The sequence below is a fragment of the Streptomyces sp. CHD11 genome, from assembly GCF_018638295.1.
In the GTDB taxonomy this organism is placed as follows: domain Bacteria; phylum Actinomycetota; class Actinomycetes; order Streptomycetales; family Streptomycetaceae; genus Streptomyces.
This window is the reverse complement of the sequence record NZ_JABTTS010000032.1, coordinates 1-22,046: the sequence shown is the minus strand read 5'-3', so window position 1 is coordinate 22,046 and position 22,046 is coordinate 1. Positions and strand designations below refer to the sequence as shown.

Annotated in this window: 18 protein-coding genes and 1 pseudogene; 9 read left to right on the top strand and 10 right to left on the bottom strand. The window is 72.2% G+C overall.

Annotation, left to right across the window (positions count from 1 at the left end; genetic code table 11):
- Positions 1-437 precede the first annotated feature (437 nt).
- Entirely contained in the window at positions 438-734 is a 297-nt protein-coding gene (locus tag HTV45_RS27800; protein ID WP_215208653.1) for a chorismate mutase, read from the bottom strand.
- Positions 735-1,104: 370 nt separating this feature from the next.
- On the opposite strand from HTV45_RS27800, the gene guaA reads away from it, so the two are divergent.
- Positions 1,105-2,685, top strand: a complete 1,581-nt coding sequence (gene guaA / locus HTV45_RS27795) for a glutamine-hydrolyzing GMP synthase (RefSeq protein WP_215208652.1) — start codon at positions 1,105-1,107, stop codon at positions 2,683-2,685.
- 10 nt (positions 2,686-2,695) lie between these two features.
- Here the strand turns inward: guaA and HTV45_RS27790 are convergent, their stop codons facing one another.
- Positions 2,696-3,187, bottom strand: coding sequence for a pyridoxamine 5'-phosphate oxidase family protein (locus tag HTV45_RS27790; RefSeq protein ID WP_215208651.1), 492 nt, complete (start codon positions 3,185-3,187; stop codon positions 2,696-2,698).
- Between the two features lie 126 nt (positions 3,188-3,313).
- On the opposite strand from HTV45_RS27790, the gene HTV45_RS27785 reads away from it, so the two are divergent.
- The 3 genes from HTV45_RS27785 to HTV45_RS27775 all read left to right on the top strand — a co-directional run bounded on the left by HTV45_RS27785 (position 3,314) and on the right by HTV45_RS27775 (position 6,232).
- A complete protein-coding gene (locus HTV45_RS27785) occupies positions 3,314-4,108 on the top strand; it encodes a class II aldolase/adducin family protein (RefSeq protein WP_215208650.1) in 795 nt (264 codons plus the stop codon).
- Positions 4,109-4,321: 213 nt separating this feature from the next.
- Positions 4,322-5,602, top strand: a complete 1,281-nt coding sequence (locus HTV45_RS27780) for a hypothetical protein (protein ID WP_215208649.1) — start codon at positions 4,322-4,324, stop codon at positions 5,600-5,602.
- A 105-nt stretch (positions 5,603-5,707) separates the two neighbouring features.
- Entirely contained in the window at positions 5,708-6,232 is a 525-nt protein-coding gene (locus HTV45_RS27775; protein WP_215208648.1) for a DoxX family protein, read from the top strand.
- A gap of 24 nt (positions 6,233-6,256) precedes the next feature.
- On the opposite strand, the gene HTV45_RS27770 is transcribed toward HTV45_RS27775, so the two are convergent.
- Together HTV45_RS27770 and HTV45_RS27765 are read right to left on the bottom strand one after the other, a co-directional pair.
- Positions 6,257-6,472, bottom strand: coding sequence for a hypothetical protein (locus HTV45_RS27770; protein ID WP_215208647.1), 216 nt, complete (start codon positions 6,470-6,472; stop codon positions 6,257-6,259).
- On the bottom strand, positions 6,459-7,919 hold the full coding sequence (locus HTV45_RS27765; RefSeq protein WP_215208646.1) for a PspC domain-containing protein: 1,461 nt from the start codon (positions 7,917-7,919) through the stop codon (positions 6,459-6,461). The genes HTV45_RS27770 and HTV45_RS27765 overlap by 14 nt, the downstream gene beginning before the upstream one ends.
- A gap of 177 nt (positions 7,920-8,096) precedes the next feature.
- Here HTV45_RS27765 and HTV45_RS27760 point away from each other — a divergent pair, with 177 nt between their 5' ends.
- Positions 8,097-9,389, top strand: coding sequence for an ATP-binding protein (locus tag HTV45_RS27760; protein ID WP_215208645.1), 1,293 nt, complete (start codon positions 8,097-8,099; stop codon positions 9,387-9,389).
- A complete protein-coding gene (locus HTV45_RS27755; RefSeq protein WP_215208644.1) occupies positions 9,386-10,141 on the top strand; it encodes a response regulator transcription factor in 756 nt (251 codons plus the stop codon). Before HTV45_RS27760 ends, HTV45_RS27755 begins: the two co-directional genes overlap by 4 nt.
- 22 nt (positions 10,142-10,163) lie before the next feature.
- On the opposite strand, the gene HTV45_RS27750 is transcribed toward HTV45_RS27755, so the two are convergent.
- Positions 10,164-11,201 (bottom strand): C40 family peptidase, encoded by a 1,038-nt coding sequence (locus HTV45_RS27750; protein ID WP_215208643.1) that lies wholly within the window; start codon positions 11,199-11,201, stop codon positions 10,164-10,166.
- Between the two features lie 356 nt (positions 11,202-11,557).
- On the opposite strand from HTV45_RS27750, the gene HTV45_RS27745 reads away from it, so the two are divergent.
- On the top strand, positions 11,558-11,911 hold the full coding sequence (locus tag HTV45_RS27745; protein ID WP_215208642.1) for a hypothetical protein: 354 nt from the start codon (positions 11,558-11,560) through the stop codon (positions 11,909-11,911).
- A 61-nt stretch (positions 11,912-11,972) separates the two neighbouring features.
- Here HTV45_RS27745 and HTV45_RS27740 read toward each other — a convergent pair whose 3' ends face one another.
- Positions 11,973-13,157 carry a C40 family peptidase gene (locus tag HTV45_RS27740; RefSeq protein ID WP_215208641.1) on the bottom strand — a complete coding sequence of 395 codons (1,185 nt, stop codon included), beginning with the start codon at positions 13,155-13,157 and terminating at the stop codon, positions 11,973-11,975.
- 454 nt (positions 13,158-13,611) lie between these two features.
- On the opposite strand from HTV45_RS27740, the gene pcrA reads away from it, so the two are divergent.
- Positions 13,612-16,092, top strand: coding sequence for a DNA helicase PcrA (gene pcrA / locus HTV45_RS27735; RefSeq protein ID WP_215208640.1), 2,481 nt, complete (start codon positions 13,612-13,614; stop codon positions 16,090-16,092).
- 133 nt (positions 16,093-16,225) lie between these two features.
- Here the strand turns inward: pcrA and HTV45_RS27730 are convergent, their stop codons facing one another.
- Both HTV45_RS27730 and HTV45_RS27725 read right to left on the bottom strand, forming a co-directional pair.
- Positions 16,226-17,932, bottom strand: coding sequence for a M23 family metallopeptidase (locus HTV45_RS27730; protein WP_215208639.1), 1,707 nt, complete (start codon positions 17,930-17,932; stop codon positions 16,226-16,228).
- Between the two features lie 179 nt (positions 17,933-18,111).
- On the bottom strand, positions 18,112-18,987 hold the full coding sequence (locus HTV45_RS27725) for a triacylglycerol lipase (RefSeq protein ID WP_215208638.1): 876 nt from the start codon (positions 18,985-18,987) through the stop codon (positions 18,112-18,114).
- 395 nt (positions 18,988-19,382) lie between these two features.
- On the opposite strand from HTV45_RS27725, the gene HTV45_RS27720 reads away from it, so the two are divergent.
- Positions 19,383-19,799, top strand: coding sequence for a cobalamin B12-binding domain-containing protein (locus HTV45_RS27720; RefSeq protein ID WP_215208724.1), 417 nt, complete (start codon positions 19,383-19,385; stop codon positions 19,797-19,799).
- Positions 19,800-20,080: 281 nt separating this feature from the next.
- Here the strand turns inward: HTV45_RS27720 and HTV45_RS27715 are convergent, their stop codons facing one another.
- Together HTV45_RS27715 and HTV45_RS27710 are read right to left on the bottom strand one after the other, a co-directional pair.
- Entirely contained in the window at positions 20,081-21,706 is a 1,626-nt protein-coding gene (locus tag HTV45_RS27715; protein ID WP_215208637.1) for a DUF5691 domain-containing protein, read from the bottom strand.
- A gap of 111 nt (positions 21,707-21,817) precedes the next feature.
- Positions 21,818-22,046 (bottom strand): annotated as a pseudogene (locus tag HTV45_RS27710) (hypothetical protein); the annotation flags it as partial.

Sequence of the window (22,046 nt, the reverse complement as noted above, 5' to 3'; positions counted from 1 at the left end):
GGTGACCGGGCGGCCGAGGGCCGTGGGTGAGGGGTGCGCGGATCCTGACGGCCGGGGGCGGCGGGAGGCCCTGCCGGGGCCGGAAGCGGGCCGCGGCAAGGAGACGGAGCCGGCCGGGGAGGACGCGGACCGCGGCGTGGTGCTCCGTACGCCAGGCGTGTGGCGGGTCCCCGACGGCCGGTCCCGGGCGTCCCGGGACCGGCCGTTCTCTGGGGTGACCGGGCCGCTGTCCCCTGCCGTCCGGTCACTTCCCGTGAGCGAGGTCCCGCGACGTGCGGCACGAGCCGCACGTCTCATCGCTCCGGGAAGTCACGCGTGGTGCTGCTCGGGTCCGCCCCTGGCCGACGCGGACACCGGGACCAACGAAGCGGTTCCGGTGTCGGTCACGCGCCGTACGGGTGAGGGACGGACGTACGGCCGTACCGGGAACGCGGATCTCAGATCCTGCCCCGGCACAGCTCCAGCAGGGTCATCGCCAGCGTGGTGCCGGGCTTGCCCAGGGCGTCACGGTAGGTGGCGAGGATCTCCATCTCGCGGGAGAGGTTCACGCGCCGGCCGCCGGAGGCGATCCGTTCCTTCTGGATCACGGCCGACACGGCCATCCGTTCCTGCACGAGGCCGATGATCCGGTCGTCGAGCGCGTCGATCCGCTCACGGGCACCGGTGATCAGTTCGGCGGCCTCGGTGGTGCGGGCTCCGGTCTTCTCGGCCGGCTCGGTGGTGGTGGCGGTCATGTCGGGGCTCCTCGGTTGAGTGGTGCGCGGGGTGCCCCGGAGCGGCAGGGTCCGGACAACGGCAGGCGCCCCGGACCTTGTCGGCCCGGGGCGCCTGGGAAGTCGCTTGTCAGTTGCTCAAGCAGCACGACCATGGCAGCCGGCGGGCCGGGTGCCATAGGTAAAGAGGAAGGTCGGGTGCGTGAGCATGGGGCAAGTATGCCCGGCGGGCGGCGGTCGTCCAACCGGGGCCGCATGGTGAGACGGGGGCACCGGGCGGCCCTCGTTCCGCGGCCCCCGGGCCGTTCCGTCCGGCGCGGGACGTGACCCTTCGCCGCCTCGGTAGAATCGGGAGGCACAAGACTCCCGCCCCACCGCCGGAAGGCACCTCGTGTCATCAGCGTCTCCCGCTGCCAACGCGCCCGACACCGTTCTGGTCGTCGACTTCGGCGCGCAGTACGCCCAGCTCATCGCCCGTCGCGTCCGCGAGGCACGGGTCTACAGCGAGATCGTGCCGAGCACCATGCCGGTCACCGAGATGCTCGCCAGGAACCCGGCGGCGATCATCCTCTCCGGCGGCCCCTCGTCCGTGTACGAGGAGGGCGCCCCCCGGCTCGACCGCGAGATCTTCGAAGCCGGCGTCCCCGTCTTCGGCATGTGCTACGGCTTCCAGCTCATGGCCCAGAGCCTGGGCGGCCAGGTGGACAACACCGGCTCCCGTGAGTACGGCCGTACGGACCTGCACGTCTCCAAGATCTCCTCCACCCTCTTCGAGGGCACCCCGGGCGAGCAGGCCGTCTGGATGTCGCACGGCGACGCCTGCTCCGCCGCCCCCGAGGGCTTCTCCGTCACGGCCTCGACGGACGTCGTGCCGGTCGCCGCCTTCGAGAACGACGAGAAGAAGCTCTACGGCGTCCAGTACCACCCCGAGGTGATGCACTCCACGCACGGACAGCAGGTGCTGGAGCACTTCCTGTACCGCGGCGCGGGCCTGAGCCCCGACTGGACCACCGGCAGCGTCATCGAGGAGCAGGTCTCCGCGATCCGCGAGATGGTCGGCGACCGGCGCGCCATCTGCGGTCTGTCCGGCGGCGTGGACTCCGCGGTCGCCGCCGCCCTCGTCCAGAAGGCCATCGGCTCCCAGCTGACCTGCGTGTACGTCGACCACGGCCTGATGCGCAAGGGCGAGACCGAGCAGGTCGAGAAGGACTTCGTGGCCGCGACCGGCGTGCAGCTGAAGGTCGTGGACGCCGAGGAGCGGTTCCTGACCGCGCTCAAGGGCGTCTCGGACCCCGAGGAGAAGCGGAAGATCATCGGCCGCGAGTTCATCAGGGTCTTCGAGCAGGCCCAGGCCGAGATCATCGCGGACGCGGGCCCGGCCGTGGAGTTCCTGGTCCAGGGCACGCTCTACCCGGACGTCGTGGAGTCCGGCGGCGGCACCGGCACCGCCAACATCAAGTCCCACCACAACGTCGGCGGCCTTCCCGAGGACCTCGAGTTCCAGCTGATCGAGCCGCTGCGCCAGCTGTTCAAGGACGAGGTCCGGATGGTCGGCCAGGAACTCGGCCTGCCGGACGAGATCGTCCAGCGCCAGCCGTTCCCGGGCCCCGGCCTCGGCATCCGGATCGTCGGCGAGGTCACCAGGGAGCGGCTCGACCTGCTCCGCGAGGCCGACGCCATCGCCCGCGAGGAGCTCACCGCGGCCGGCCTGGACCGGGACATCTGGCAGTGCCCGGTCGTCCTGCTGGCGGACGTGCGGTCGGTGGGCGTCCAGGGCGACGGCCGCACCTACGGTCACCCGATCGTGCTGCGCCCCGTCTCCAGCGAGGACGCCATGACCGCCGACTGGTCCCGGCTGCCGTACGACGTCCTCGGGAAGATCTCCACCCGGATCACCAACGAGGTGCGCGACGTCAACCGGGTCGTCCTCGACGTCACCTCCAAGCCGCCGGGGACCATCGAGTGGGAGTAGTCCCGCTGACTCAGGTCCGCCTCAGGGTCCGCACCGGCCCACCGGGCTTCCAGACCTGGACGACCAGGTACGTCTCGTCCTCGACGTAGGTCCGCACGACCTCCGTCAGCTCGGTGCGGAAGAGGCGGAACGGCTCCGGCGGTTCCGCCTCTTCGGCGTACCGGGCCCGGGTCCGCGTGTCCTCCGCGGGGATCTCGACCGCCCGGCCGGCGAGGCGGACGTCACCGCCCCCCATGCCGGTGCCCTCCCCCGGGTTCGCCTGGAGCGCGAAGCGCGGGTCGCGGCGCAGGTCCAGCGCCTTGCGGGAGTCCGGCATCATGCCGAACCAGAGCTCCCCGTTCAGGAAGCGGACCTCCAGGCCGGTGGTGCGCGGCGAGCCGTCCCCGCGCAGGGTGGCGAGAACATGGTGCGGGTACGCGGCGAAGCGCTCCTCGACGGTCTTCGCCAGCCCGGGTTCGGCCGCGGTGAAGGCCGCCCAGTTCGCGGTCGTCTCTGTGCTCATGGGACGAGTGTGGCGCGGATACCGGACATCCCATGTCGGGTATCCGGCGTTACGGAACAGAGCTGTCGTACGGGACGGCCCACCGGTAACTTCCGCCCCGTACGCACATCCCCCGCGGGAGGACTCATGCACGGGCCCACGCCGCCCCTGCCGCTGCCCACCGACACACTGCGCTTCGCCCTGCCGCCCATGCACGAATCCGTGGAGGACGAACGCCGGCACCGCAAGGAACGGCTCGCGGGCGCGCTGCGGATCTTCGGGCGACTGGGCTTCGAGGACGGGGTCTCGGGACACATCACCGCACGCGACCCGGAGTTCACCGACTGCTTCTGGGTCAACCCGTTCGGGATGCCCTTCCGGCACGTCACGGTCAGCGACCTCGTCCTCGCCAACCGGGACGGCCAGGTCATCGAGGGCGGCCACCACGTCAACCAGGCCGCGTTCACCGTGCACGCCCAGGTGCACGCGGCCCGTCCCGACGTCGTCGCCGTCGCCCACTGCCACTCCGTCCACGGGCGGGCCCTCGCCGCCCTGGGCGACCTGCTGGACCCGATCACCCAGGAGAGCTGCGCCTTCTACGAGGACCACGCCCTCTACGACGCCTACAGTGGCGTCACCGTCGACGCGGAGGAGGGGCGGCGCATCGCGGGTGTGCTCGGGTCCGGCAAGGCGCTGGTGCTGCGCAACCACGGACTGCTCACCGTGGGCGACTCGGTGGACGCGGCGGCCTGGTGGTTCGCCAGCATGGAACGGTCCTGCCGGGTGCAGCTCACCGCGAAGGCGGCGGGACGGCCCGTGCTCATCGGCCACCGGCAGGCGGTCGCCACCCGGGAGCAGCTCGGCGGGGACCTCGTGGCATGGATCAACTACCAGCCGATGTGGCAGGAGATCACCCGGAGCGAGCCGGATCTGCTGGACTGAGAACGGGGGTCAACCCGGCGCCTGGAAGTTCACTCGCACGGACCGGGCCTGCCGAACGGGATGGGCGTGCGGTAGGGCACAATTCGCACTCGTCACGGGGGACTTGTGCGGTGGCCGGCGGCAGTGACCGTGGTCCGGGTGCCGGCGGTGACGTGGCAAGTGACGTGATGGTGTCGTAGTGGTGGTCGACGGTGGGGAAGGCGGACTCCGGGCGTGGCGGTGCATGAGGCGAGGCAGGGCGGCATGGACGCGGGCGCGCACGAGGGCGGCTGCACCTGCGGCGACTGCCCGCACGGGGCGCGTGAGGGGCACCGGCGCGCGGTCGCCGCGTTCCTGCTGAAGCGGGACGGGTTCGCGGCCGGGCAGGGGGTGCCGGCCGCGGTGGCGTACTCCCCCTCCGCCTCCCGGCAGTGGGTGTCCGAGGAGCTGACCCAGGCCGCGGAGGCGGTCGCCGAGCGGGGACGGGCCGAGGGCGCGGCCTGGCTGGCGCGACTGTGGAGGTGGACCGCGGCCGTGGTGTGGGCGGGCGTCGTGGCGCTGCTCCTGGGCCAGGCGCTCACGGCGATCGGCGCGGGGTGGACGGCCGCGCGCACCGCCGGGCTGCTGGCCGCGCTGGTGGTGGCGGGCGCGCTGACGGCCGCGTCCTGGTTCCACCGGGCGCGCGGTGGTGTGCTGGCGCCGGTGATCGGAGAGGACAACCGGCTCTCCACCTCCCGCGCGGTGGCCGCTAGCTGGGTGCTGTTCCTGGCGTTCACGGTGCTCGTCCTGGCGGGGCAGCTGGCGGCCGCCTCCGGCAACCGGGAGCGTGACGCGCTGATCGACGGACTCGAACTCGCCCGCGGCGCGGGCGTCGTGACCGTGCTGGCGGTGGTGTGCGCGATCGCCGTGCTGGTACGGCGGGTGGTCGGGCTGCGGGTGCAGGGGCAGCGGCTGCAGAAGGTGCGTGCCCACCGGCCCAGGGCGGCGGACCTGCTGAGCGACGACGCGGGGCGGGGGAGCTTCGCCGACATCCAGTACGTCGTGATCAGCGGCGTCGCCCTGGCGTTCGCGGCGGTCCGGCTGGCGCGGCGGCCGGAGCAGCTGCCGGATCTGCCGTGGGGGCTCGCGGTGGTGGTGCTGGTGTCGGCCGGGACGTATCTCGCGGGGAAGTACGCGGAGGGCGGGCGTCCGGTGATCCTCTCGGTGGTGCGGGCGCGGGAGGCCGGCGCTCTCGACGCGCCGATCCGCACCGGCGACGACATCGAGATCCGGGGGGCCGGGTTCGTGCCGGTGGGAGCGCAGGGGGCAGACCGGCTGTCGCGGATGGTGGTGCGGGTGGGGGCGGTGAACGTCCACGTACCGCTGGTCCCGGTCACCGGCGGCTTCGACAACCCCACGGACGCGCTGCTGACGGTGCCGGTACCGGCGGAGGCCGAACCCGGCCGCGTGGACGTCCAGGTCGTCACCGCGGCGGGCGTGGAGACGAACCGCTACACCATCGACCTGACCGAGTAGGCGCCGCGAGAAAAACCCCGTGCACAGGGTTGAGCCGTGACAGATTGTCGTACGTATGGTTCCTAAGGGAGGCCCCGGCACGGCAGTGAGAGGCGGCGGACAGCGATGACGCACGGTATGCGCACGGACACGCACTCCCCCCATTTCGACGGTGACGGCAACTGGCGGGACACCGCCACCCGCTACGCCCTCGTCCCCCTGCGCATCTTCCTCGGCGTCACCTTCGTCTACGCCGGCCTGGACAAACTGACCGACAGCGCGTTCATGAAGGACTCCGGCGCCGGTTCCATCGGCGACATGATGCGCGCCGTCCGGGACTCCTCCGCCATCCCCGCGATGGTCGACATGGCGCTGGAGAGCCCGGTCGCGTTCGGCTACGCCATCGCCCTGGGCGAACTGGCCGTGGGCATCGGCGCCCTGCTCGGGCTGTTCACCCGCCTCGCCGCCCTCGGCGGTGCGCTGATCTCCCTCAGCCTGTGGCTGACCGTCAGCTGGGCCTCCGATCCGTACTACTACGGCAACGATCTTCCGTACCTCATGGCCTGGACCCCCCTCGTCCTGGCGGGCGCTCCGCTGCTGTCCGTGGACGCGGCCCTGCGCACGCGGCGACGGCGGCGGACGGGGGAGTAACCGCCGGCTTCCGCGGGCCCGGTGTCAGGCCGTGCCGTCCGCCCTGCGTCTGCGGCGGCGCACGAGACCGGTCAGCGAACCCACCGCGCCGGCCAGGCAGAGGCCGCCCACCACGACGGGGATCATGACGAACCACGGGGTGTCCCAGGCGCCGCCCGCGTCCCCGGCGTAGATCACCGCGGCCACGGTGAGGGCCGAGCCGGCGACCAGCCTGCCGGGCTGGAACTCATGACGTAGCACGGCTCACCTCCGCCTGTCCCACGCCGACATGGAGATCGAGATCGAGGGTGCCCGCCGGCTCGGTGCCCGCGGGCGGTTCCAGGGTCACCTGCTCGCGCTTGCCCGGTGCCACGTCCACGTCCTTCCGCTTGTCGCCCGGCAACTGGATGTCACCCACGCCCACATCGATGCTCAGCTTCACGGTCACGTCCCTGGGCAGGATCACGTGGATCCGGCCCAGGCCCACATTGGCCTCCGTCGTGACGGTCTCGTCGGCCGGGACGCGTATCGCGGACAGGTCCAGTTCACCCTCGCCTCCGCCCAGGTCGTACGCGGGGCGCAGCTGCGCGGCCGAGGCGGGCTCCCAGGTCGTGCGCACCCAGTCGGTGCGGATGTTCTCGGGGACCGCGGTCGAGCCGGCCAGCAGGCCCGCGGTGAGGACCGCCAGGACGATCGATCCCGCCCCGGTGCGACCGAGGAACGCGCTGACGGCCACGCCGACGCCGAAGACGGCGAGCGCGCAGGCGAGACCGGTCTGCACACTGGTGCCGAGAGGGCTCCCCTCCCAGGTCAGGCCGGTGCCGAGACCGGCCGCGAGCAGGGCGGACAGGAAGACCCAGCCGCCGATGCCGCGGGGACCGCGCCGCTTCGGCGGTTCCTGGGCCGGCGCCCGGGTCTTGTCGCGGGCGTGGGTGCGGGTGCCGAGGCCGATGTTCATGGCGGCGGAGATGTCCAGGTCCCGGGTGTCCCGGGGACCCCACAGATAGCCGGTGCCACCGACGTGCGTGCCGTCCTTGACGATGGGGTCGCGCCACCATGACGGAAAGGCGTCGGGAACCGGCGGCGCCTGGGGCTCCGGCGGGGCGTCGGCGGCGGCCTGGGCGGCGATGTGGTCGGGGCTGGGCGCGCCGCGCCGCCGTGACCAGTAACCGGCGCCGGCGAGCAGCAGGGACAGTATGACGGCGAAGCTCAGCACCCCGTCATTGCTGAGCATGGTGAGGAAGACGCCACAGCCGACCAGGGCGAACAGCACGGCCGCCAGGGTGTGGCCGTCGACCCGGCCGGTCAGCAGCCGGCGGATCTCGTTCTCGTCCTCGTCCTCGTACGGGGCGAAGAGCCAGGCGAATCCGTAGAAGATGAGACCGACGCCGCCGGTGGCGGACAGGACCGCGAGGGTGATGCGGAAGATCACCGGGTCCATGTCGCAGTGCCGGCCGAGCCCCGCGCAGACCCCGCCCAGCATCTGGTGCCGGCGGTCCCGCCGGAAGTGGTGGTCCGCCTCCGCGGGTCCGCTGCCGCCCGGTTCCGGCGGCATGGTGGCCGCTCCGCTCTGCCCGGGCGCGCCCGCGCGCCGCTGCGCGCGCGCCGGGCCCGCGGCGGGCCCGGCGTCCTGCGGCCCGGTGCCCCGGGGCGTGCGCGGGCCGGAACCGGGCTCCGGCCCCGTCGCGGCGTGCTGGTGATCGGTCATGGGTCCATGGTGACGGGCGAGCCGTCGTGGTGGGAGCCGGAACAACCCTGGCCCGACCCTGATATCGGTCCCTGAAGGGGCCCGGGGAGTGTTCGAGGGCCCGGAGTCCGGAGATCAGGGGCGTTTCCGGGGCCGACCCTGATGCTCCCGCATTCCTGCCGTGTGACCATCGTTGGCATGTCGGAAGCCGCAGCAGCGCCACTCGCCGAGCCGCGGCCGCCGCGCAAGCTCTACCGCAGCAGTGACGGACGCTGGCTCGGTGGGGTGGCGCGGGGGCTCGCCGGACACCTCGGGCTGCCCGTGATCTGGGTGCGTCTCGTCTTCGTCGGCCTGTTCATGGCCGACGGCCTCGGCGCTCTGCTCTATGCCGCGTTCTGGTTCTTCGTACCGCTCGGCGTGGGAGGGGTGGACGCGCAGCGGCCGTTCTCACCGGTGGCGACGGAGACCGCGCCGGACGGCAGGCGCAGACTCGTCACCCGCAGACCCGACAAGGGACAGATCGTCGCCCTGCTCCTCATGGTCGTGGTCGCCATGGTCTTCGTGAGCAGTGTGAACCTGACCGACGGCGCCAAGGCCTACCTCTGGCCGACCGTCCTGGTCGGCGCGGGTGTCGCCCTGGTGTGGAGGCAGGCGGACAACGCGCGCCGGGCCCGCTGGATGGAGGTCGGCCGACGCCGGCGCACGGTCACGCTGCTGCGGGCCGTGGCCGGTGTGCTGCTGGTGACGGCGGGCGCCTCCGGCATCTTCGTGCTGCGGGGCTCGGGCAGCCACCTCGGCTCGGTGCTCCAGGCGGCACTCGCGGTTCTGGTGGGCATTGCCCTCCTGGCCGGCCCCTATCTCGTGCGCATGACGCAGGACCTCAGCGAGGAGCGCCTGATGCGTATCCGGGCGCAGGAGCGCGCCGAGGTCGCCGCCCACGTCCATGACTCGGTACTGCACACCCTCACCCTGATCCAGCGCAACGCGGACCACGCGGGCGAGGTGCGCCGTCTGGCCCGAGCCCAGGAGCGGGATCTGCGCGCCTGGCTCTACAAGCCCGAGGGCAACGGCAAGGACGAGGACGACGAGCCCACCACCCTCGCCGAGGCCGTGAAGCGCAACGCGGCCGAGGTCGAGGACAAGCACGGCGTCCCCATCGAGGTCGTTGTCGTCGGCGACTGTCCGCTCGACGAAAGGACCGCCGCACAGATGCAGGCAGCGCGGGAAGCGATGGTCAACGCGGCCAAGTACGGTGGCGAGGGAGGCGCGGTGCAGGTCTACGCCGAAGTCGAGGGGAAGACGGTCTTCGTCTCCGTCCGGGACCGCGGTCCGGGCTTCGACCTGGACTCGATACCCGCCGACCGTATGGGCGTCAGAGAATCGATCATCGGCCGCATGGAGCGCAACGGCGGCACGGCGCGGCTGCGCGCGGTGCCGGACGGCGGCACGGAGGTCGAGCTGGAGATGGAGAGGGCGGAGACAACGTCATGAGCGAGCCGACCGAGGCGAACGCGGCGACGGAAGCGGGGCAGGGGCCCGAGCCCGCGGGACAGGCCGGGAGTGCGGCCGGGAGTGCGGCCGGGCGTCATGTGCGGGTCGTCCTCGTCGACGACCACCGTATGTTCCGTACGGGGGTCCAGGCCGAGATCGGACAGACCGAGCAGACCGGCGTCGAGGTGATCGGCGAAGCCGCCGACGTCGATCAGGCGGTCACGGTCATCACCGCGACCCGGCCCGAGGTGGTCCTTCTCGACGTGCACCTGCCCGGCGGCGGCGGAGTGGAAGTGCTGCGCCGCTGTGCCCCGTTGATGGGCGACACCGAGCAGCCGGTCCGGTTCCTCGCCCTGTCCGTGTCGGACGCGGCGGAGGACGTGATCGGCGTGATCCGCGGTGGCGCCCGCGGCTACGTCACCAAGACGATCACCGGCACCGACCTGGTCGACTCGATCTTCCGGGTCCAGGAGGGGGACGCCGTCTTCTCCCCCCGCCTGGCCGGTTTCGTCCTGGACGCCTTCGCCTCGACCGACGCCCCGCCGGTCGACGAGGACCTCGACCGCCTCACCCAGCGTGAGCGGGAGGTGCTGCGGCTGATCGCCCGGGGGTACGCGTACAAGGAGATCGCCAAGCAGCTGTTCATCTCGGTGAAGACGGTCGAGTCCCATGTCTCGGCGGTGCTGCGGAAACTCCAGCTCTCCAACCGCCACGAACTGACCCGCTGGGCGACGGCGCGGCGGCTGGTGTGAGCCGAGGCCTCCTGCGGGCCGGTCAGCTCACCCGTGTCGCCCCCGCGAACGGCATCGCGTCGAGGGGGGCCACGCGGACCGGGGCCGAGGGGTTCGGGGCGTGGATCATCTGCCCGTCGCCGATGTAGATCCCGACGTGGCTGATGCCGGGGTAGAAGAAGACGAGGTCGCCGGGGAGAAGTGCGGAGCGTGCGACGCGGCGGCCGGCGTTGATCTGGGCGTAGGTGGTGCGGGGGAGGGAGACACCGGCTGAGCGGTAGGCGGCCTGGACGAGGCCCGAGCAGTCGAAGGCGTCCGGACCGGTCGCCCCCCAGACATAAGGGCTGCCGATCTTCTCGTGGGCGTAGGCGATGGCCTCCGCCGCGCGGGTGCCGGGGGCCCGGGAGGCGGTCAGGCCGTCCCGGGGGGCCGACGGCGAGCGCGCGGCGCGGTCGGCGCCCGGGTCCCGCTGTTCGGGTGCCAGTCGGGACAGCTGTCGGCGGGCCGCGGTCAGCTTGCCGGTGATCGTCTTCTGGTGCCGCTTCATCTCGGCCCGGCGGGACGTCAGCGCCTTCACCTCGACGCGGGCCGCCCCGCGCAGCTGCTCGATCTCCCGGAGCTGTCCGCGGACGCGGCCCACCTCCGCCTGCCGGCGGCTGCCCACGCGTTCGGCGAGGGCGGTGCCGTCCAGGTAGCCGTCCGGGTCCTCGGACAGGAGGAGCCGCAGGGCGGGGTCCAGGCCGCCGTCCCGGTACTGTGCCGCCGCGACCAGGCCCAGGGCGTCCCGCGCGTCGTTGAGCCGGTCCCTCCTGCGGGCCGTCTCGTCGTGCAGATCGTGCAGCCGCCGCTGGGCCGACTCCGCCTTCTCCTTCGCGCCGTTGTACTTCTCGGTGGCGGTCTCCGCCTCCCGGTAGAGCTGCGCGACATCGGCCCTGACCCGCTCCGGCGTCGACTGCGGTTCGGCGAGCGCAGGGCCGTCGAGTCCGGTCGCGGTGGCCGCGCCGGCGAGGGCGATGGCGGCGGCCGTGCGGGCCGTGTGGCCGCCCGCCGAGCGCTTCCGGGACCTGCGGTGCGCTGCCACCTGGCTGTCCGTCCTTTCCGGAGACCGCCCCGAACGGCGGGCCGTTCGGGGGTCCGGCGGCGGCAGGTACGGGGGAGCCGTCCGCCGCCGGACCTTTCGGCGGTGGCGGCCGGCTGCCGCCCCTGGCACGGGCGGCGATGGAAGGCCGGTCACCTGGTGGAGGACGCTAGGCCCCGCCGCGTGGCCCGGGTAACGGGTTGTGCGGAAGTGGCGCGAGCGGATCGAAGGGTGACCGTAAGTGACCCGGGTCGTTCCGGCTCCGCCGTCTTCACTCTGGGTGATGACCGATCCGGTGAAGTCGGGCGGGCCGAGGGTGCCGGAGTGCTAGGGGAAGGGGGTGGCTAGGCTCCGGCCCCATGGACACACTCCTCCACCTCTTCGTCGGTCTGCACATCATCGGCATCGCGGCGCTGCTCGGCGGCTTCCTCACCCAGATGAAGGCCATGGGCGAGGGCACCGCCCGCTTCGGCCCCGCGATGCTGCACGGCGCGTTGACGATGCTGGTCACCGGCATGGTGCTGGTCGGCCTCAACCAGGCGCAGGACTACTCCGTCGACAACGTGAAGATCGGCGTGAAGCTGGCCCTGCTGATCGTGATCCTCGGCCTGGTCTATGTGAAGCGGGACGAGGAGAAGGTGGACAAGGGCCTGTTCGGCCTGGTCGGACTGCTGACCGTGGCGAACGTCTTCATCGCGGTGCTGTGGACCTGAGCCGCTGCGGGACGGGCCCCGGTGACCGCCCCGCCGGGCGGTCGGGCCGGGGCCCCGGTGGTCAGGCGGGGCGTACGACGCTGTGGATCGAGGACTCGCCGTCGTAGAAGACCGACTCCTCGCGGACGTACGTGCCGGGCTTGGGGGCGTGGATCATCATGCCGTTGCCGATGTAGATGCCCACGTGGGTGATGTCCTCGTAGAAGAAGACCAGGTCACCGGGCTGGGCCTGGGAGACGGGGACCGTCGTGCCCGCGTCGACCTGGTCGTAGGTGGTGCGTGGGACGGCGACGCCCGCGGCCTTCCACGCGGCCTGGGTGAGGCCGGAGCAGTCGTAGGAGCCGGGGCCGGTGGCGCCCCAGACGTACGGCTTGCCGATCTGCGCGCGGGCGAACGCCAGGGCCTTCTCGGCCTTGGTGGCGTACGAGGAGTCGGATGACGGCGGGGTGGTGGTGGCCGAGCCGGAGGACCCCGCGCCGCCCGAGGTGCCGCTGCCGCCCTCCTGCTGAGCGGCGGCCTCTTCCCGGGCCCTCTCCTGCTCCGCCTGCTGCTGCGCGAGTTCGGCGGCCTTGCGGGCGGCCTCTTGCTGCTTCTTCTTCTCGATCGCCGCCAGCCGTGCCTTCTCCTCGGCGGTCAGCTTCGACAGCAGCTCGCGCGCTTCGGTGAGCTTCTTCTGGACGGTGGCCTTGGCCGTCTTCAGATCGCCCTGCGACTCGGTGAGCGTCTCGAGGCTCTCCGTGGCCTCCTGGCGCTTCTCCATCGTCTCGGACTGCTGGGTGACGTAGTCGTCGACCGCCACCTTCTGACGGCCGGTCATCCGGTCCATCAGCTGACTCTGGTCGAAGACGTCCTGCGGTGTGTCCGCGAGCAGGAAGGTCGCCGTGTCGGGCATGCCCGCGCCGGTGCGGTACTGGGCGGCGGCGTAGGAACCCAGTTCCTCACGCGCGTCGTTGAGCTTCTGGGTGCGCTTGGCCACGTCGTCCAGGAGGGTGTCGACGTGCTTGCGCTGCTTGGTCGTCTTCTCCTTGGCCGCGTTGTACTTCTCGGTCGCCGACTCGGCCTGGCGGTAGAGATCGCCGACCTTCTTCTCGACCTCCTCCAGACTCGGCTTGTCGTCGTCCGTGGGGACGGCGCCCGCTGTCTGGGAGAGCAGGGCGACGGAGGTGAGGGCGGCCGTGGCCAGGGCCGGGGTGCGTATGCCTGCGACGCGCGCGCCGGGGGTGCGCGACTTGCGGTGCGACGCCAAGGGAGGCGACTCCTTCCAAGAACTCCGCCTACCGGGTCGGTGGTGGGGGTCCCGCCCAGGCCGTTCAGGCGCTGGGGGAGGGTTCGGGCGGGTGGTTCGGAAGGGTTGCCCTACGGCCGCTCCGCGAGGGAGTGGGCCGATTCACCCCGTGGTCTCGGTGGGTCCCCGGCTCCGGCTGTCGCGGCGGACAGTGACGGACTCGGCGGAGGCCGCGCGGTCCGGCGAGGTTCGCCGGCGGGGACGAGCGGCCTGTCCGCACCGTAGCCAACCGGTGTGGCGTCTGTGAAGGTTGATGGGTGATATGCCCGATACATTTTTGTGACCTTCCCCGGCGTGTCACTCAGGGTGAGGTGACGGACGTGCAGGGTGTGCGTGCGCTCGGGGATGCCGGGAACGGGGGATGTTCCCGGGGCGGGCCCGGGTTGTCGGTGGGGCACCCTAGACTCGGAGAGCGATGAGCAGCCTCTTTGACGACAGCTTCCTGGCGGACCTCCAGGCCCCGCGGGGCCCCGCGGACGAACCTCCGCCGCCCCCCGAGGACGATCATGCTCCGGAGACCGTTCCGGACGATCTGTTCGGGGGGAAGTTCGACGCGCCGCCGGACCGGGACGCCTACTACCGCGACGGCGCCCCCCGCCCGGTGATCGACGCCGCCACGCTGCTGGAGGGGCTGAACGAGAACCAGCGCGCCGCCGTCGTGCACTCCGGCTCCCCGCTGCTCATCGTGGCGGGCGCGGGTTCCGGCAAGACCCGTGTGCTCACCCACCGCATCGCCCATCTGCTGGGCGAGCGGCACGTCCACCCGGGCCAGATCCTCGCGATCACCTTCACCAACAAGGCCGCGGGCGAGATGAAGGAGCGCGTCGAGCAGCTCGTCGGCCCGCGCGCGGGCGCCATGTGGGTCATGACGTTCCACAGCGCGTGCGTGCGCATCCTGCGCCGCGAGAGCAAGAAGCTCGGTTTCACGTCGTCGTTCTCGATCTACGACGCCGCCGACTCCAAGCGTCTGATGGCACTGGTCTGCCGTGACCTGGACCTCGACCCCAAGCGCTTCCCGCCGAAGTCCTTCAGCGCCAAGATCAGCAACCTGAAGAACGAGCTGATCGACGAGGAGGACTTCGCCGCCCGGGCGGCCGACGGTTTCGAGAAGACCGTCGCTCAGGCCTACGCGCTCTACCAGTCGCGGTTGCGGGAGGCCAACGCCCTCGACTTCGACGACCTGATCATGACGACGGTCCATCTGCTCCGAGCCTTCCCGGATGTGGCCGAGCACTACCGCCGCCGCTTCCGGCATGTTCTGGTCGACGAGTACCAGGACACCAACCACGCCCAGTACGCCCTGGTCAGAGAGCTTGTCGGCACCTCGGAGCACCCCGTCGACGTGCCGCCGGAGGCCGAGGTCCCGCCCGCGGAGCTGTGTGTGGTGGGTGACGCCGACCAGTCGATCTACGCCTTCCGCGGCGCGACCATCCGCAACATCCTCCAGTTCGAGGAGGACTACCCGGACGCGACCACGATCCTGCTGGAGCAGAACTACCGCTCCACACAGACCATCCTGAGCGCGGCCAACGCGGTCATCGAGCGCAACGAGTCGCGCCGGCCCAAGAACCTGTGGACCAACGCCGGCTCGGGCGCGCGGATCACCGGCTACGTCGCCGACACCGAGCACGACGAGGCGCAGTTCGTCGCCGACGAGATAGACCGCCTCACGGACGCGGGCGAGGCCAGGGCGGGAGACGTCGCCGTCTTCTACCGGACCAACGCCCAGTCCCGTGTGTTCGAGGAGATCTTCATCCGCGTGGGCCTGCCCTACAAGGTCGTCGGCGGCGTCCGCTTCTACGAGCGCAAGGAGGTCCGGGACGTCCTGGCCTATCTGCGGGTGCTCGCCAACCCCGAGGACTCGGTGCCGCTGCGCCGCATCCTCAACGTGCCCAAGCGGGGCATCGGTGACCGCGCGGAGGCCATGATCGACGCCCTCTCCCAGCGCGAGAGGATCAGCTTCCCGCAGGCGCTGAAGCGCGTCGACGAGGCCTACGGCATGGCCGCCCGCTCGTCGAACGCCGTGAAGCGGTTCAACACGCTGATGGAGGACCTCCGCACGGTCGTCGAGTCCGGCGCGGGTCCGGCCACGGTCCTGGAGGCGATTCTCGAACGGACCGGATACCTCGCCGAGTTGCAGGCATCCACCGACCCCCAGGACGAGACCCGGATCGAGAACCTCCAGGAACTCGCGGCCGTCGCCCTGGAGTTCGAGCAGGAGCGGGGTGAGGGCGAGTCGGTCGGGCTGTCCGACTTCCTCGAGCAGGTCGCCCTGGTCGCCGACTCCGACCAGATCCCCGACGAGGACGACGACGGCTCCGGCGTCATCACCCTGATGACCCTGCACACCGCCAAGGGGCTGGAGTTCCCGGTCGTCTTCCTCACCGGCATGGAGGACGGCGTCTTCCCGCACATGCGCGCCCTCGGCCAGGCCAAGGAACTGGAGGAGGAGCGGCGGCTGGCGTACGTCGGCATCACGCGTGCGCGCGAGCGGCTGTACCTCACCCGGTCGACGCTGCGCAGCGCCTGGGGCCAGCCCTCGTACAACCCGCCCTCGCGTTTCCTGGAGGAGATCCCGGCCGCCCATCTGGAGTGGAAGCGGACGGGGGCGGTCGCGCCCGTCTCGTCCGGTCCGGCGTCGGGGGTGGCGGCCTCGCTGTCGTCGTCCCGTTCGCGCTCGTCGGCGTCCGGTGCCTCCGGGTTCGCCACCCGGCGGACCGCGGAGAAGCCCGCGGTGTCGGTCGCGGTCGGCGACCGGGTCACGCACGACCAGTTCGGGCTCGGCACGGTGGTCGCGGTGAAGGGGACCGGAGGGAACGCCGAGGCCACGATCGACTTCGGGGACACCAAGCCCAAGCGTCTGCTGCTGCGGTACGCGCCGGTGGAGAAGCTCTAGCGGAGCACCGAGCACCGAGCGGCCTGAGCCCGCGAGTCCGTCAGGGGCTTGCGGGCCGGCCCACGGTGTCAGCCGGCCGTGCCGTGCTGCTCGCTGTCGCGCCTGTTCCTGTCCCGCGGCGCCTCGCGATGTCCTACGACGGCTCGAGGCCGTGGCTGCGCAGCCAGGCGAGCGGGTCGATCGCCGAGCCTCCGCCGGGGCGCACCTCGAAGTGCAGGTGCGGGCCGGTGGAGTTGCCCGAGTTGCCGGAGAACGCGATCTGGTCGCCGGCCTTGACGGTCGCACCGGAGGGAATCTGGTAGGTGGAGAGGTGGCAGTACCACGTCTCCGTACCGTCCTTCGCCGTCACGATCATCATGTTGCCGTACGCGGAGTTGTACTCCGTACGCACCGTTCCGTCCGTCGCGGCCAGCACCGGGGAACCGTACGCGACGGGGAAGTCGATACCGGTGTGGACGGACATCCAGTTGATGCCGGACTGGCCGTAGTAGGCGCTGAGACCGTGCTGCGCGACCGGGAGGGAGAACTTCGGGCGCAGCCGTTCCTTGCGGGCCGCCTCCTCGGCGGCCGCCTTGCGCTCGGCCTCCTGCTGCGCTTTGAGGTCGATGCGCTCCTGGGTACGGCTGGCCCGGTCGGCGAAGTCGTCCGCGCCCGCGGCGAGGCTCTCCAGCTGGGTGTCCAGTTTGACGTTGGCGGCGGACGGCTGCACCGGCTGGGCGTCGGCCGCGGTCGTCGTCGTCTCCTGGCCGCTGTCCTCGGCCAGATCACCGACCGAGGCCGCCGCGATACCGGCGACGCCCATCACACACGCCGAGGGCACGGCCACCGTCAGCAGCGCGGAGCGCTTGGCGGGCATACGGCGCCGGGAGCGGGACCCGGAGCGTGAGGCAGCGCGCGGCGGCGGGACGGGAAGGGCCTCCTGCTGCTCGTCGAGCAGGGAGACGGCGGGCAGCTCACCGGTGTCGGCCGGGGCATCCTCGGCCGGGTCACCGCCGGCGGGTTCGCCGTGAGCCGGTTCGCCGTGGGCCGGTTCGTCGCCGGTGGCCTCGTGGGCGCTGGTGTGCTGTGCGTAGGTGTCCTGGGCGTACGTCTCGTGCTCGTACGTGTGCCGGCCGTAGGGGTCCTGGTCGTAGGACTCGGCCTGCGGCGCGTAGCTCTCGGACGCGGGGGCCTGGGGGGCCGCGTCGCCGCCGTCGGAGTTCCACTGGGTGGCGTCGTACACGCCGCTGTCGAAGGTCTGTGTGCCCCAGCCCCACTGCTGGGTGCCGTCGGCGGGGCTCTCGGCCTGTTCCGACGCGAGCCAGGTACCGGCGTCCCACTGGCCGCTCGTCCCGGGCGAGCCGGCCTGCGGGGGGATCACCGCCGTCGGCTGGGCGCCCGTGGTCCAGGCGGTCGTGTCGTAGCCGCCGGTGTCGTACGAGGTGGCCGCATACCCGTGGTAGTGCCCGGTGTCCTGGCTGCCCGCGGCCCACTGTCCGGAGTCGTAGGCGCCGGTGTCGTGGCCGCTGCCGGGGAGGTCACCGAAGAGGGGGTCGGTGGCGAAACTGCCGGTGGTGTGGGCGCCGGTGCCGTAGTGCGTGGCGGCGAAACCGGTGGCGTCACAGCCGCCGTAGGTGGTGACATCGCCGTACTGGGCCTCCTGGGAGCCGTACGACGCGTAGGGCGCCGCTTCGGCATCGGAGGCCGGAGCCGGGTCCATGGTCCCCGACGGGTGACGGTCGTTCACCAACTTCTCTTTCGCCTCGACAACAGGGGCTGCCAGAGCAGTGCGGCGACTGTACCCGGCGGTATGCGGGCACGACAATCTTCCCGAGGTTTCACGCGCGCAGGAAACGGGCATTCGGTCGTGTTTTGGCGAAGGGCGTGCGGGGTCTTGGCATTTTGTTCGAAGGGTGTTCGACCGTCTGGATGATTCGGCGGCCGTAAGTCGGCCGTGTCGGACCGTTGTTGTTCGGATCTGGGCGCCCGTGGTGCGCTTGTCACGGAGGGCGGATGCCGGGCGTGTCGGGCGTGCCGCCCTTATGCCACCGTCAGGCCGCCGGCGCGACCGGTGGTCGGCTCTCCGGCGTGTGCCGCGTCCAGCGCCTGCCGGATGCCGGTCGCCACCGCCGGGTGGACGGGCAGGGCGAGATGGCCGACCCCGCTCACCCGGACGTTCACCGCTGTCAGGTCCGGGTGCTCCACGCACGCCGCCTCCAGCGGATCCATGATGTGGTCGAGGTCGCTCCAGAAGGCCACGAAGTGTGTACGGCAGCCGGGCGCCGGCCCGCCGAGCTCCTCGAGCACCGGCGAGCCGGGGCGCATCTGGCGCACGATGGGGTGGGCGTTGGCCAGCCGCGCCACGCGCGTCCCGGAATGCGGCGTGCCGAGTGTGACCAGCGTCCGCACGCGGGTGTCACCGCCCAGTCGCTGCACGTAGTACCGCGCGATCAGCCCGCCGAGGCTGTGCCCGACCACGTCCACCTGGCGGCTGCCCGTGCGCTCGCACACCTGCTCGATGTGCCGGCCGAGCAGTTCCGCCGCGATGCGGATGTCGCAGGTCAGCGGCGAGTAGTTGAGCGACTCGATCTGCTGCCTGCCGTGTTGGGACAGGCTGCGGCGCAGCAGGACGAAGACCGACCGGTTGTCGATGAAGCCGTGCAGCAGGACGACCGGGGGCTTGGCCTCCGTGGGCAGTTGTGCGGTGCCCGTGCCCTCCGGGGTGGGCAGCGCGGCACGGTCCGGGCCCCGCCGCTCCTGGATGATCCCCGCGGGATAGAGGAGCACATGGCCCGCCAGGATCGCCAGCTCCAGGGCGGTCGCCTTCAGCAGGGTCAGGGAGAGATCCGTCAGCCGGGCCGGCAGAAGACGCCGGCAGAGCGGCAGGAAGGGAAGAGCTGCCTCGGTGACCTTCATGGCCGACCTCCTGTCGGCACGCGGAAGGACAGCCTCGTCCCCCGTGCGCCCTCATGGGATGTCGCCAGGAGAGCGGTCGACCGTGCGCGCGGGCGAAGCGTGGAGGGAGCGCGCTGGTACGGCGATGTCCGTGCGAATCCCTTATGCGCATGTTCCCACTGATGCCCGTGAGTCGCACGGGCACGCGGTGTGCGGGCCTCGGAGCCCGGGAACGCTGCGCGATGAACGTGTCCCACCGTGTGATTTCCCCCTCCCTGTGCACCGTGAAACTGCCGGTTGCGGGATGCTGGAGATAACGTTCGTTCACTTCTCCGGCCGGTTCGGGGCGGAGTGTCCGTGCGATGTGTGCGGTACTGGTCGATACGGATGGATGTAGTCGCTTCATGGAGGCAGTGATGGGTGTGGCAGCCGGTCCGATCCGCGTGGTGGTGGCCAAGCCGGGGCTCGACGGCCACGATCGCGGGGCGAAGGTGATCGCGCGTGCGCTGCGCGACGCCGGTATGGAGGTGATCTACACCGGGCTTCACCAGACTCCCGAGCAGATCGTCGACACCGCGATCCAGGAGGACGCCGACGCGATCGGTCTGTCCATCCTCTCCGGCGCGCACAACACGCTGTTCGCGGCGGTCATCGAGCTGCTGAACGAGCGGGACGCGGCGGACATCCTGGTGTTCGGCGGGGGCATCATCCCCGAGGCGGACATCGCTCCGCTGAAGGACAAGGGCGTCGCGGAGATCTTCACTCCGGGCGCGACGACCGCCTCGATCGTGGACTGGGTGCGGGCGAACGCCCGGCAGCCCGCGGAGGCGTAGGGCGCCGTCCGTCCGACGCCTCGGGCCCGGCACAGCGGCGGCCGGAGCCCGGTGCTCGCCAGCACGGGGCCGCTGCGGGGCGGGAGTGTGCGCGGCCCGGCTCCCGCAAAGGCGTGTCCGCCTCCTTCCCTGCCCCGCTCGGGTGACGGGACCCCCGTCGCCCGCCCGTGCCGCCCCGGGGCTCCCGCTCCCGGCGGAGCCGCTTCCGGGGGAGCCGCGACGTCCCGCGGGGGTTCCGGCGTGACGGTCGGTGCGGGGCCTCGACCGCGGGGCGAGGCAGGTCAGGGGGCGGGCGGCGTCAGCTCCGCGAGCATGGAGGCGCGCAGGCGCAAGGTGCTGACCAGCCGCTGGAAGGCCTCCGACCAGTAGCTCCCGGCTCCCGGTGACGCGTCCTCCGGCTCGTCCGGTACCGCCAGGAGCGCGTCGAGGCGGGCGGCCTCGGACGGATCCAGGCAGCGTTCGGCCAGACCCATGACTCCGCTGAAACTCCATGGATAACTCCCCGCGTCACGCGCGATGTTGAGCGCGTCGACCACCGCCCGCCCGACAGGTGCCGCCCAGGGCACAGCACATACCCCGAGCAGCTGAAACGCCTCGGACAGGCCGTGCTTCTCGATGAACCCGGCCACCCACTCCGCCCGTTCGGCGGAGGCCAGCAGGCCGAGGAGCTGGGCGCGTTCGGCCAGGGACACCGCGCCCGGCCCGCCCGCCTCCGGCGCGGAGGGCTCTCCGAGCAGCGCCCGGGACCAGGCCGCGTCCCGCTGCCGGACCGCGGCCCGGCACCAGGCCGCGTGCAGTTCGCTCTGCCAGCCGTCCGCCACCGGCAGGGCGACGATCTCCCGGGGTGTACGCCCGCCGAGCCGCCGCGACCAGCTGCCGAGGGGGGCCGACTCCACCAACTGGCCGAACCACCATGACCGTTCCCCCCGGCCCGCGGGGGCCTTGGCGACCACACCGTCGCGTTCCATGCCCGCGTCGCACTCGTGCGGTGCCTCGACGGTGATCGCCGGTATGTCCCGTGTACGGTCCACGGCCACGCACGCGCCGGCTCTGACCGCCATCCGTTGCGCCAGGGCCGAGCCGGGCAGCGCGGACAGCAACTCGGCCGCGGTCGCCCGTACGGTGCGGCTGCGGTCGGCCAGGGCCTGTTCCAAAAAGGTCTCGTCGTCCGGACCGATCCCGTCGCGCAGGGAGTCGAGGAACATCAGCCGGTCCTCGGCCCGCTCCGTGGACCAGGTCGCCGCGAGCAGTTCACGCGCGGCGGCCGGTTCCCGGGAGCGCAGGGCGGTGAGGAGGGCGACCCGCTCGGCGAAGAGACCCTCCTGCCAGAGCCGCCGCACCCCGTCCCCGTCCTGTGGTGAGAGCTCGGGTGCGCCGCCCGGTACGGCACGCAGGGCGAAGCGCCAGTCCGGGTTGAGCCGGGCCAGCCACAGCGCGCGCGGCCCCGCGAACCGCAGCCCCGCCGGACGCAGGTCCGTACGCCCCCGCGCGGCGTCGAGCAGGGCGGGCAGGACGGCGGGAGGCGGCGCGAAACCGCGGGCGTTCGCCGCCGCCAGCCACTGGGGCAGCAGCTCCATGAGATCCGGTGCCGTGCCCCGGCGGCCGCCGCCGGAGGTGCCGGGACGGTCGGTGAGCAGCGTCGCCAGCCGACGGACCGCGGCTGCCGGAAGCACGGGGCGCGGGTCCGCGGGGGCTGGTTCCGGACGCTCCGCGGCCCGGGCCGGCCGCAGTCCGGCCCGCCGCCGGACGGTCGCCGCGGCCGCGGCGTCCAGCAGGGCCGACGGCCCTCCCGGGCTGGGCCCGGCACCCGCCGGTGCGCGCCGGTCCGTGCCCAGCATGGCCGTGGTCACCAGTTCCTCCCAGTCACCCGGAGGAAACGCGTCCGCGGCGGCGGTCGTCCTGCTCATGAGCTTCCTTTCCGACGGGGGTCCCGGTGCGGCCGGACACTCACGAGCACCGAGTGTCCAGTGATGTCCGAAAGATGCCCGGGGGTGCGGGAACGGGCGTGAGCGCGCCGCTCAGCACAGCGGCACCACCTCGCCCGGCCCCTCGGGCCATGCCGCCAGAGGAGTGAACCCCTGATGGCCGCACTCACCGAACACCCGGACCGGGGCGCCGCCCGACAGGGCGACCAGGCGCCACAGGCCGGGCCGGGACAGCGCGGCCGCGGAGAGCGGCAGCGCCGCGTCCCCGCCGGCGTCGGCCAGCTGCCAGCCGCCCCCGCCCCCGCCCCCGCCCCCGCCCCCG